The 11,463-nt window shown below is 39.9% G+C and carries 9 protein-coding genes; 5 read left to right on the top strand and 4 right to left on the bottom strand.

Annotated features, from left to right (window positions below; genetic code table 11):
* The first annotated feature begins 35 nt into the window (after nucleotides 1-35).
* Nucleotides 36-1,565 carry an EAL domain-containing protein gene (locus tag ACOI22_RS13235; protein ID WP_420672592.1) on the top strand — a complete coding sequence of 510 codons (1,530 nt, stop codon included), beginning with the start codon at nucleotides 36-38 and terminating at the stop codon, nucleotides 1,563-1,565.
* Here the strand turns inward: ACOI22_RS13235 and purU are convergent.
* On the bottom strand, nucleotides 1,558-2,406 hold the full coding sequence (purU, locus tag ACOI22_RS13230) for a formyltetrahydrofolate deformylase (RefSeq protein WP_420672591.1): 849 nt from the start codon (nucleotides 2,404-2,406) through the stop codon (nucleotides 1,558-1,560). The two genes, ACOI22_RS13235 and purU, sit on opposite strands and share 8 nt — an antisense overlap.
* 283 nt (nucleotides 2,407-2,689) lie before the next feature.
* On the opposite strand from purU, the gene phbB reads away from it, so the two are divergent.
* Complete coding sequence (gene phbB / locus ACOI22_RS13225; RefSeq protein WP_420672590.1) at nucleotides 2,690-3,412, top strand: acetoacetyl-CoA reductase; 723 nt, start codon at nucleotides 2,690-2,692, stop codon at nucleotides 3,410-3,412.
* A gap of 49 nt (nucleotides 3,413-3,461) precedes the next feature.
* Here the strand turns inward: phbB and ACOI22_RS13220 are convergent, their stop codons facing one another.
* Entirely contained in the window at nucleotides 3,462-4,721 is a 1,260-nt protein-coding gene (locus tag ACOI22_RS13220) for a lytic murein transglycosylase (protein ID WP_420672589.1), read from the bottom strand.
* An 880-nt stretch (nucleotides 4,722-5,601) separates the two neighbouring features.
* Between ACOI22_RS13220 and ACOI22_RS13215 the strand changes: the two genes are divergently transcribed.
* Genes ACOI22_RS13215 through ACOI22_RS13205 form a run of 3 tightly spaced genes read left to right on the top strand, consistent with a single transcriptional unit; the run spans nucleotide 5,602 to nucleotide 9,716 of the window.
* Nucleotides 5,602-6,114 (top strand): hypothetical protein, encoded by a 513-nt coding sequence (locus tag ACOI22_RS13215; RefSeq protein ID WP_420672588.1) that lies wholly within the window; start codon nucleotides 5,602-5,604, stop codon nucleotides 6,112-6,114.
* 59 nt (nucleotides 6,115-6,173) lie between these two features.
* Nucleotides 6,174-6,923, top strand: a complete 750-nt coding sequence (locus tag ACOI22_RS13210) for a hypothetical protein (protein ID WP_420672587.1) — start codon at nucleotides 6,174-6,176, stop codon at nucleotides 6,921-6,923.
* Between the two features lie 54 nt (nucleotides 6,924-6,977).
* Nucleotides 6,978-9,716 (top strand): hypothetical protein, encoded by a 2,739-nt coding sequence (locus ACOI22_RS13205; protein ID WP_420672586.1) that lies wholly within the window; start codon nucleotides 6,978-6,980, stop codon nucleotides 9,714-9,716.
* Nucleotides 9,717-9,733: 17 nt separating this feature from the next.
* Here the strand turns inward: ACOI22_RS13205 and ACOI22_RS13200 are convergent, their stop codons facing one another.
* A complete protein-coding gene (locus tag ACOI22_RS13200) occupies nucleotides 9,734-10,957 on the bottom strand; it encodes a polyhydroxyalkanoate depolymerase (protein ID WP_420672585.1) in 1,224 nt (407 codons plus the stop codon).
* Between the two features lie 128 nt (nucleotides 10,958-11,085).
* Complete coding sequence (locus ACOI22_RS13195) at nucleotides 11,086-11,430, bottom strand: phasin family protein (RefSeq protein WP_420672584.1); 345 nt, start codon at nucleotides 11,428-11,430, stop codon at nucleotides 11,086-11,088.
* Nucleotides 11,431-11,463: the final 33 nt, after the last annotated feature.

Here is an 11,463-nt window from a genome sequence, read left to right as displayed (position 1 = left end):
AAATTACCTTAATAAAACTACTACGGCGAGTAAATATGTATCGCACTACTTTAAAGCGTTTTTATACTTTGATCTTCTCCATTGTATCCACAAGCTTTTTAGTTGGCTTAACTATTTTTGTAATAAAGTATGTTGCAGAACAAAGACAAACCATGTTTGCGCAAGAGTTATTACAAACTGCACGCACTGTGGCAGATGAAACAAGCAATAAGTTACAAGATTTAAATACTACTTTAGGTGAAGGGGCGTGCAGTGAAGCAAAAATACAATCAATGCGCCAGCAACTTTTTACTAGCCGTCATGTAAAAGAGATTGCTTTTTATCAGTCAAATAAAGAAGTGTGCAACACTAGTATTGGCTTACTCAGAGAGCCTACTGAGTTAGATATAACGGGAACTGTGCTCACTGCTGACAACGAATTGGTTTTAGCACATTCGGTAGCTGTATTTGAAAATGACTACCCTGTGGTGTTAGTCAAATCTGATAATTTCCATGTTATGCTTAGCCCTGATGAAGCTGTGCATCTAGAACGCCCCTTGTTTCTTTGGCAATGGGTTTATAAAGATACCGAAAACTTAATTGAAATGTCGGGCGTAAAAGGGCTGTTCCAGCAATTGCACAATAGCCCACAAACCCTTGATACAATGTCCGTAGTGGTATGCGAAAATAGCAGCGGCTTTTGTGTGGCCACCGCCGATAAGCTTATTAAGCAATTTGATCGTACCACTATTGCAATGATTATAGCGGGGATCTTAGTGGCGGTTGTTGTGTTTTATTATTTAGCGCACATATTAATTACGCACTATTATTGTCATGAATTACGAATAAAACGCGGAATAAAGAACAAACTATTTTATCCAGTATTTCAGCCAATTATAGATTTACAAAGCGGTGATATAGTGGGTTGTGAGGTGCTCGCAAGGTTTAAAGACAAATTAGGGCATTTATCGCCTGACGAATTTATTCCCATTGTGTTTAAAAGTAACTTAACGATCCCCTTTACGCGAGGAATTTTCAAGGCGGCGATGTCAGCCCTAGTTCATCAAAATGGCTTGCCTGAATCATTTAAAGTCAACTTTAATATATTTCCAAATGATTTGACCGTAACTAACTATGCTCGGTTAAACGAAAACAAAGAGTTCTTTTCTAGCCGTTTTCAATTGTGTTTTGAAATTACAGAAGATGAGCCATTTAAAAGTGCAAGTGCTCGCGCAGCACTTAAAAAAATTAAAGAAATAAACGTAGAGGTTGCGATAGACGACTTTGGCACAGGCTACTCTAATTTATCTCAGTTACAGAGCATTCCGCTTGATTATTTAAAACTGGATAAGAGTTTTTGCATAGGCTTGGAAAAAAATGCATTTAGAGCCGGTTTAATCCCTCAAATTGTTAAAATAGCCGACTCACTTGATGTGCCCGTTGTGGCCGAGGGAGTTGAAACCGACGCACAACGTAAGATCTTGTTGCGCGAAGGCGTCAAGTTCGCCCAAGGCTTTTTCTTTAGCCGCCCAATAACTGCGCCTAAATTAAACAGCTTAATGGTAGCGCAGGCTACCGCTAATTAAATACAATCGTTTTGTTTTGGCAAATGATTACGCGGTCTTCAATGTGGTAACGAATGCCGTTTGCTAAAGCATTTATTTCACAACGCTTTCCTTTGCGCACCATATCTTCACTGCTATCACTGTGCGAAATTCGCATAACTTCCTGTTCAATAATAGGGCCCTCATCTAAAGTGCTTGTCACATAATGGCAAGTTGCACCTATAAGTTTAACACCGCGGTCGTAGGCTTGTTGGTATGGCTTAGCGCCAACAAATGAAGGTAAAAAGCTATGGTGAATATTTATTATTTTACCCGCAAGTTTCTGGCATAGTTCATCGGGTACAATTTGCATGAAGCGTGCAAGCACCGTTAAGTCAATATTATATTCTTCTAGTAGCTTTTCTATTTGCTTAAATGCCGCTGCTTTATTACTGAAATCAATAAAATGAAAGGGAATTTTATACCAGTCGGCGTACTTCTGCATGTTTTGGTGATTAGCAATAATGCAGGATATTTCACAGTTTAGTTCACCTGTATGCCATCTGTGAAGTACATCATTTAGGCAGTGGGATTCTTTACTCGCCAATAAGGCCATCTTCGGTTTGTTAACCGAGCTTGTTAATGACCATGTCATAGCAAACTTACTCGCTAATTCACTAAATGAAGCCTTCAACGAATCTAAACCTTCAGCAAGCGATGACGCATCTATTTCATGGCGCATAAAAAAACGTTTGAGTTGCATATCAGTGTGATGGCTTGCTTCTAGAATGCTCGCATTTCTGGCGGCTAAAAATTGAGATACAGCAGCCACTAAACCAACTTGGTCTGGGCAGTCAATAACAAGTCTGTAGGTTTCGCGCAAGGGGATCTCCATCAATATTGTGTGTAAATAACGAAAGCAAACAAGCTTCGCTACCTTTGAACACGGTAGTTTACTTTTTTTTCAAAGCAACACAATCATTCTTGGGTGTAGATAATCAAATTGACACACTTTTAGTTCACGATTTAAAGGTAAGACCTTAGTCCAACTGTACATTAAATATACTAAAGTAGGATTACTTACAAAAGGCTTAAGCGATATAACTGGAGTCAATGTAGCAGTATTCATTGAATTAATTACTATAGAGGCAAACGAGGGAAATATCATGGGAAGAGTAGCTTTAGTAACAGGCGGCACAAGGGGAATAGGAGAGGCCATCTGCACAACCTTAAAAAATAAAGGGTATACGGTAATTGCAAACTATGCGGGAAATGATGACGCCGCCGCTGCATTCAGCGAAAGAACCGGTATTCCCACTGAAAAATTTGATGTATCAGACTTTGGCCTTGTGCAAAGCGCCATTGCCAAGATCAACGAAAATTATGGGCCAGTAGACATTTTAATTAACAATGCCGGTATAACACGTGATGGAACCATGCATAGAATGTCATTTGAGAATTGGGATGCAGTAATTCAAACAAATCTAGCGTCATGCTTTAATACCAGTAAAGCGGTAATTGAAAGCATGCGTGAGCGAAACTTTGGACGTATTATTAACGTGGGCTCGGTAAATGGGCAAGCAGGGCAGTATGGGCAGGTAAATTACGCCGCGGCTAAATCAGGTATACACGGTTTTACAAAAGCGCTCGCTTTAGAGAATGCTGCTAAAGGTATTACCGTAAATGCTATTGCGCCGGGTTATGTGGATACCGATATGGTGCGAGCCGTACCTGAAGATGTGTTGGTTAAAATCATCAAAACCATACCCGTAGGCCGTTTGGGCCGTCCTGAGGACATAGCAAACAGTGTTGCATTTTTAGTTGATGATGAATCGAGTTTTATTACCGGTTCAACTCTGTCAATTAATGGCGGGCAACACATGTATTAATATAAAGTAAATGTTGAAAGTAGGGGGCTAATTTGCCCCCTTTTTTTAATTACTGAACTAATATAGATTGAATCGTTTCAGGTGATGGGAAGCCATCAGCGACCAATTGATTGGCTGCTTGATACTGCCTTATTCCCTCACGCGTTGCTGGCCCCATGATGCCATCGGCACCCCCCACATCAAAACCAAGCTGATTTAATTTACCTTGTACCTTTGCCATTTCAGCAATACTAAAGCTAGGTAAATCAGGCAGGGTTCCATATAACCCAACACCGCCTGCAATCTGATTGGCTAATTGGCCAACCGCAATGGCGTAAAATTCTGAGTTATTCCAGCGCATAATTGTTCTAAAATTTGCGTAAGTTAAAAATGCAGGGCCTTTATGTCCAGCAGGCACACGCAACCGTGCTTCAATATCACTTTCAGGCAATGCTTGTTTATTACCTTGTATAATATTGAGCGCTTTCCATTCGCTGATGGTTAATACTTTTTGATTCGCCAGTGTGTAATCAAAGTTATCGGGCAATACAACCTCACGACCCCAGCGAAGGCCAGGATTCCAACCCAACTGCCACAAAAAATTTGCTGCTGATGCCAAGGCATCTTTTTCGCTATTCCATAAATCAATTTGGCCGTTACCATCACCGTCTATCGCATAATTGGTATAGGTAGTTGGCATAAACTGAGTGTGGCCCATTGCACCGGCCCATGAACCTTGCATACTTTCACGGCTTAAATTTTGGCTATCCATTAGCTGTAGGGCTAAGAAAAATTCGTTTGTAAAAAATTTACTGCGCCTTTCATCACAAGCCAGCGTTGCTAATGAATCTAAGGTCGACATTTTCCCTTTATAGCCGCCGTAATTAGTCTCTAAGCCCCAAAATGCAATAAGGTAGTGGCCCGGTACACCATATTTATTTGTTAAGCTTTGCAAGAAGTCTTTATGTTCAGCATACTTTTCACGGCCTTTATCAATTCGCCAAGTGTTTACGCGCTTGGTGTAATAATTGGGAAAGGTAGAAATAAACTCTGGTTGACTGCGGTCAAGCTCAATCACTCTTGGAATAAATTGAAGTTTTGGAAACTCTTGATCTATACGGGTTTGCGAAACCCCCGCATTTAGCGCCTGAGCTTTTTTGTTAACTAAACATTGGGCAAAATTGTTTTTGTTAGCTTGTACTGTTTGTTCAATATCTCCCTTATAAGCAAAAGCAGATAAATGCACACACATTAAAACAATGCCGCTTGCATAATAAGCAAGTGATTTACGCGAACTATTAAAAGGGGAATTAAAAAAGGTTTGTTTCACAAGGCGTCCTTGTCAAAAGCATAAATAGAATATTAATACTACAACATTCAAGGTGAAAAGTTCACGACTTTGCTCACTCATGATTAAAAGTTTACCCTAAATAGTTTATACACTGCTCGGTATAGCGCTAATCCTGTGTTAGGGAAAATCGATTTTCCATTAGTATAATTAATCTGACAATAACGCGCCTTTCTTCCTTGCTTAAGCAAAATATTGCGCCGTATAGCGTTTGCTTACCTTGGGTCAGTATTTTACTGATTATGTCAATTTTCATAGTTTTATTAAGGAAATTATGCTCAATTGAGCCTAAAGGGCAGCGAAACATAGGCCAGCTGGGCGCTACGTATAAAAAATGAGTTTTTATGCAGTTTCCAATCAATTTATTCAAAATTGTTGCATTTCCCGTTTCTTCCGAACTAAAGTATAGTTTGTTTTATTATTTTATGAGAAGAATTTTGTTTTTTAAGTTCAAGTTATATATGGATTTTTGGTTTTTAAATAGAAATCCACTGAAAATTTCAAAAAAAACAAAAATGAATAAGTATTCAACAATCAAATTTTTCAGAAAAAATGATAAAGAAACGAGGAGTTTGTCAGCCTCAATTTTAAGTTATTGAATTTAAATGACTTAACACTGATCATTAAAGCAGCCGCTGTTCAAAAAGTGATCAAACATTGCTACTTAAGTACACTCTTTCAAATCAATCACTTACGTTATTCAATACTTTTTCCCTGTAAAACTTAATTAATCCCATACAAAGGTATTTCATAATATACCTATACCTAGTTTTCTCATGCTTAAATGCCTCTCGTTCCGAAGAGAGCTTTAAATGGTTTTAGTTTTTAATCGGTTCGTAAACATACTTAATCGGAGAAACACATGAGAAAATTTAAATTAGTTGGTGCTGCTGCACTTATGTCTTTAGCTAGCCTTTCTTTCGCGTCAAGCGAGACTTTTACCGCTACAGTTAACGCTATTAGTGATTCAAGTATTGCTCAAACAACTGCCTTGCACTTTGGTGCTATGCAGCCAACCACTGGCTCAATTTGTAACATGGATTCAACCGGTATTATCACCGGCGCTTGTGACGCGTCAAACGGCAATATTGCCTTAGGTGTTGTTACGGTTTCGGGACTTATTGCCAATACGCCTCTTAACGTAACGGTATCGGGTAGTTCAGGTTCAAACGTAACATTTGAACCTATTGTTGATATCCAAAATGCCGCTGCGGCACACAATGCAATTAATGATGGCACTTTAACCTCAGTAACAACTAATGGAACGGGTGATGATCTTACCATTAACGTTTATGGCGCAATGACGGTTGATACAGCACTTACGCCAGGACAGGCATATACGGCTGACTACTTAGTAGACGTAAATTTCCAATAAATATAATTGTTAAACACTGGGTTTAAATCACTCTATTGCTGCCATTAAGGAACCTAACTATGTTGAAGTGCATTACCATGTTACTAGTTGTTTTACTTTGCACTAGTATGAACGCAAGTGCCAACATTACGCTGTCTAAAAACAGGCTGTTTTTTGCTGAAAACGAGCGTTCAGATGCTGTGCAATTAAGGAACTCGGGCGGGAGTCCAATGCAATTTAGTACTAAATTGCATTTGGTAGAAATGGATGAGCAAGGTGGGATTGTAAGGGTTAAAGAGCTTGATAACTCTGCAGTTTCTATGCTTAAGTTCTCTCCCAAGCGAGGAGTGGTAGAACCCGGTGGCAAACAAGTAATACGGTTTTCAGTGAGAAGACCGCGTAATTTAGATGACGGAGAGTACAGGGCGGTACTTTCCATCACTACATCAATTGCAACAGATAAACCTGAAGCAGTCACGTTGAATTCGCAACTTTCGTATAACATGCCGATTATTGTTCGCCATGGTGATACGAACGCGAAAACAGAGTTAGTAAATTCAAGAATCGTGTATTTTAATGACACACCACAACTGGAAGTGTGGCAAACACTTGAAGGGAACCGCTCTTTATTTGGGAACTTTTCAGTGACCAATGACGAGGGTGATCAAGTAGGACTATTAAATGGTGTAGCAGTTTATACACCTTTGAATAAACGCAAGGTACTTATCCCTTTAAACAATGTAACACCTGGCGATAAGCTCCATGTTGAATATCAGGAAGTAATTGCATTTGGTGGCAACATCATTACGCAAACGTCAATAGAACTCTAGATTCTTGAGTTTACATCTTGCCCAAGGATGGGCCCATGGATGGCTGTCTTAATTATGCGGCTTCTAATTGTGTTGCTAATTGTGTTGCTAATTGTGTTGTATGCACAAAACGTAATGGCAAGCAGCTGCACTGCGCCTAAAAAGTTACAGCAAGTCAGTATTAATGAAGATAATTTGGTTATAGCCGTAATGCGCGTTAACAACCGCCCGGTTGCTGATAGTATTGATTTATATGCACATGATGGTACTTTCTTTGTCGCCATCTCTCAATTAGGGTTTTTACTCGACCTCCCCTGGCATTTTGATATAGACAATCATCAATTTTACTCCGCATACGACAACTCAGACTCTACCGATAAGCTTTGCGACTTTGATATTAGCCTTGAATCTACAGGAACAAGCCGTGGGTATTGGTATACCGATGATTTTGATACCTACATAGATGTACTTACCTTGTCGCATCTTTTTGTAGGTGAGGTAAACTTTAATGAAAAGCTCCAACAACTTAACTTTACAAGCGTAGAAGCTGATCTTGGTTTAAAAAAGAATAAGCATCTTCAGATTAATACATTTTTTAATGAGCCTAATGTTGACGTTTACCCTATAGTCCAAGATGCATATAGATTGTTTAGCCACCCTATAGTGAATTACCGAGTTACTGCCAGCACGCAAAGATTAAATGGAAGAACCAACACACGCTATCAAACAAACTTAAATGCAAACTTAGATTTAATGGGCTTGGCAAGCGAGTATCGCTTTATTCATGGTTCAAACTACACGGCTAATTTTGCTAAATTTAGTAAAAATATCATCAGTTCAAATTCACAAGATACCTTGTTAGGCAATTTACAAACCATAGATGAACGTGCCATCAAATATGAATTCGGCGATATCACCTCTTTAGGTGATGAGTTAGTGTCTTCAACTAAACAAATGCTTGGCTTGCATGTTTATAGTCATTCACAAAATCAAAGGCGCAATTTTAGCAGCATCCAAATAGAGGAAACGGTACTTCCTGGGTGGCGTGCTGTGTTGTTTAGAAACGGGCAGTTTGTAGCGGAGCAAACGGCTGATGAAAATAACTTAATTGTGTTTAGCCAAGTTGCTACGTTTATAGGCATTAATCGTTTCTCTATTCATCTTTACGGCCCTCAAGGCCAAGAGGAATATCGCCAAAAGGTTGTGCATGTAGGGCAAAGCCAGTTGCAGAATCAACAAATGGATTTTTCTCTGAGCTTTGGTGATGCCAATAAGACGCTGTTTAACAATTCAAATTCTGAAAGTGCCCACTACGATAAAAACCTAAGGGCTACGATGGCTTACGGCCTAAATGAAAATTTAACTGCTGAAGTTCAATGGAATGAATTTGTTGGCTTAGACCCAGCAAATAGCGCGCAAGCACCTGAGCTAAGTGAGGTAAACACTAAGCCCACTAGATTTCTATCGACATCGTTTGATTATACTAAATGGAGTAGTTTATTTAGAGCAAGTTACGTGCATAGCAATTCCTATGTAAGTGAAAACGGGGCACAAGATGCGGGCCAAGCATTGTTTTTAGGGGTAAACAGTAACATTGGTAACTCTGTTACAGGCAATTTGAGTCTTAAGTATTTAAACGATTTTGAGAGCGATAAACACAGTTCAACAAGAGGCTTACGCCAAGAGCTTAAACTGCGTTTGCGAGGCAAAGTCGATTTTCCATTTAAAATGGGTTTAGGTTTTAACTTTAGCGAGCAGCGATTTAAAGACATGGCGGTTCGGCGTTTAATGTCAGTTAACTCAAGCCAGCAAATTATTGGCGGGACATTATCTAATACCCTGCAATATAACGAACAAGGTGAGTCATCTAAACTTTCTCACAGTATGTTTCTTTCACATAACATTGGTGCATGGCAAGTGAGCCATAATTTGTCGTGGTTACCCATAGATGGTCAACGTATTGAGCGCTATTCCATGAACCTACGCTGGCCGCAGCAAGCAACTACATTCAACGAAACACGCCTAAGTTACAGCAGTTCAGACAATGCCCGTCTTAAACTTGCGCATCAACTTAGTTGGCGAACTGACTACTTTAACCTACAAGTAGGCGGCAGTATTGATAACAAAGGCCATTGGAATGCGCAAATTGGTATAAGCGGTAGCTTGTATCAAACGGGTTCAAAATATAACTATCGGTTTGACAAGGTAAAAGGGAACTCAGCACGACAAATTGAAGCGGTCGCATTTATTGACAATGACCGTGATGGAAAACTCTCAGATTCAGATGAGCCCTTATCAGGAATAAAGTTTTTAGGTGCCGCTGATTGGCGCAAACAAAGTACGCAAAGTAACGGTACAACGAAGTTATTTACTATGTCAGATTATCAAGCGGTAAGTGTAGATGAAACAAGTTTAGAAGACCCTTTTTTACTGCCATCGGATGCAAAGAAAATTGTTGCGAGCCATGCAGGGGGGATCAACAGGGTGTATTTTCCCTTGCTACCGGTAAATGATATTGAGGGCAGCGTAGTCGCTTTAAAAAATGGTAAGGAAAAAGGCTTGTTAGGCCTTACCGTTAGGCTTCACCAAATAGATGGAGAGCTTTCATGGGAAACTAGCACGCAAAGTGATGGATATTATTTCTTTACCCATATACCACCGGGCAAGTACAAGCTGCTTATTGATCATGAGCATCTTTCTCGTTTAGGCTTGCAACAAGAGCAAGAAATCACTGTAACTGCCAGCGAGTTAGGTGACATAATTTCTGTTGACACCATTGCTCTTATTGAGCAAAACCTTATTGCAAAAGGCTAGTTGAAGCCTTCGCCGGGCTATTCATATTTATTGATAAACTCTGTCACAATAGGCCTAATGTTTTTTCGGTACATTGAACCGCTGAATATTCCATAATGGCCTGCGCCAGCTTGTACATGATGCTTGCGCATATTATGCGGAATACTTTTACATAAGTTTTGCGCCGCCTCGGTTTGGCCTAAGCCACATATATCATCGTTTGCACCCTCTACGGTCAGTAAGGGGGTATCAACAATTGCGGTAAAGTCGATAGGCTCACCTTTGTAAGTAATAGTGCCATTGGCTATTTCGTTGTTTTTAAAAACACGCTCTATTGTTTCTAGGTAAAATTCCGCTGGCATGTCTAGTACCGCTAGGTATTCATCGTAAAAAGCGCGAAATCTATCCGCATCTTCTTGCTCGCCTATTAATAAGTTTTGGAAAAAATCAGCGTACTTTTGAATATGGTTCTTCTGATTCATAGATATGAACCCGCCTAACTGCATAAAGCCCGGATAAACTTTTCTGCCAGCGCCTGGATAGCCGCTGGGGACTTCCATAATTGCCACATTTTTAAACCAACTCATAGGGCGAGTATGCGCAAATTCATTAACGCGTGTTGGATTCTTTGTGGTATCCAAGGGCCCTGCCATAAGGGTTAAGGTTTTGGGTGAATTTTCGTTTTTTTCTTGCGCCATAACTGCCGTCGCAATCAGGGCTTGAACCGTAGGTTGGCAAATGGCAATTAGGTGCGTGTCTTTGCCTAAAAATTCTAAGAATTCTATTAAATAGGTAACATAGCAATCAAAAGAAAATGGCCCAGCATCAAGCGGAACCTCGCGCGCATCTTTCCAATCAGTAATGTAAATTTCATGGCCGGGTAAAAGCGCTTCAACGGTTCCTTTTAACAAGGTAGCATGGTGTCCTGAGAGCGGTGCAACAAGTAATACTTTATCTTTATCTGTATGGCCAATACGGTCAAAATGCATCAAATCACAAAAGGGTTTTGACAACACCACCTCTTCGCGCACTTTGAATCTACCCGAGCCGTCAGAAGCTTCAACTTCTTCAATATCAAAACCAAGTTTGTCGTATCTGCGCGTAAGGCGCATCGCGGTTTCTAAAGATGCGTTTGCTAAGCGGCCCGTCCATGTATATGACCAAGGGTTTGAAGGATGGGTAACAATATCATTAAAAATACTGAGCCCTTCATTCATCATTTGCCCTGTGCGTGCTAAATAATCATAAGCTTGATAATTCATGGATGATTCTCCAAAGGGTAAAGGTAAAAAACTTCAATCACTGTTAATGTACTAGCCTGATAGCCGCTACATTTTAGTGATTGAAGTTGTGTGCTAACAAATTAACCGCTGGCCTAAAGGCACAGAAATTACTTTGCTACAGTAGCCATTTTTGCAGTAACTTCTTCGCTTAAGTCTTTGAACATAGCGCCTGCTTTTTGCTGAGCACCAGACACTAATGAATATGTCTCTTTAGCTGATTCAGTAATTGTTTCTTGTAGCGTTTCTAAATAGGCTTTTTGTGCTTCAGCTAGGCTCATTACATCTTTTTGCTGGCCCGCTGTTTCTGCAAACGCTACTCCATTGCTTAACAGTGTGCTAAATAATGCATTTTGCTTTTCAGCAAGTTCTTGCAAAGTAGACATGTTAAGAGTCGCTAGCTCAGTAACAGGCTTCATTGATTCTTTCAACTGCTCGTTCATTTTGTCTAACATAGTATTCTCCAATAGGAAGTAGTGTAATTAAAA

The organism is Glaciecola sp. 2405UD65-10 (genome assembly GCF_048820975.1).
Lineage (GTDB): Bacteria > Pseudomonadota > Gammaproteobacteria > Enterobacterales > Alteromonadaceae > Glaciecola.
The sequence above is the reverse complement of the archived record's forward strand: the minus strand, read 5'-3'. Positions and strand labels throughout refer to the sequence as shown.

Bases quoted from the DNA above. Each gene is read 5' to 3' on its own strand.
- ACOI22_RS13235 (WP_420672592.1), top strand. From the start codon at position 36: ATGTATCGCACTACTTTAAAGCGTTTTTATACTTTGATCTTCTCCATT.
- phbB (WP_420672590.1), top strand. From the start codon at position 2,690: ATGGGAAGAGTAGCTTTAGTAACAGGCGGCACAAGGGGAATAGGAGAG.
- ACOI22_RS13215 (WP_420672588.1), top strand. From the start codon at position 5,602: ATGAGAAAATTTAAATTAGTTGGTGCTGCTGCACTTATGTCTTTAGCT.
- ACOI22_RS13210 (WP_420672587.1), top strand. From the start codon at position 6,174: ATGTTGAAGTGCATTACCATGTTACTAGTTGTTTTACTTTGCACTAGT.
- ACOI22_RS13205 (WP_420672586.1), top strand. From the start codon at position 6,978: ATGCGGCTTCTAATTGTGTTGCTAATTGTGTTGCTAATTGTGTTGTAT.
- ACOI22_RS13200 (WP_420672585.1), bottom strand. From the start codon at position 10,957: ATGAATTATCAAGCTTATGATTATTTAGCACGCACAGGGCAAATGATG.
- ACOI22_RS13195 (WP_420672584.1), bottom strand. From the start codon at position 11,430: ATGTTAGACAAAATGAACGAGCAGTTGAAAGAATCAATGAAGCCTGTT.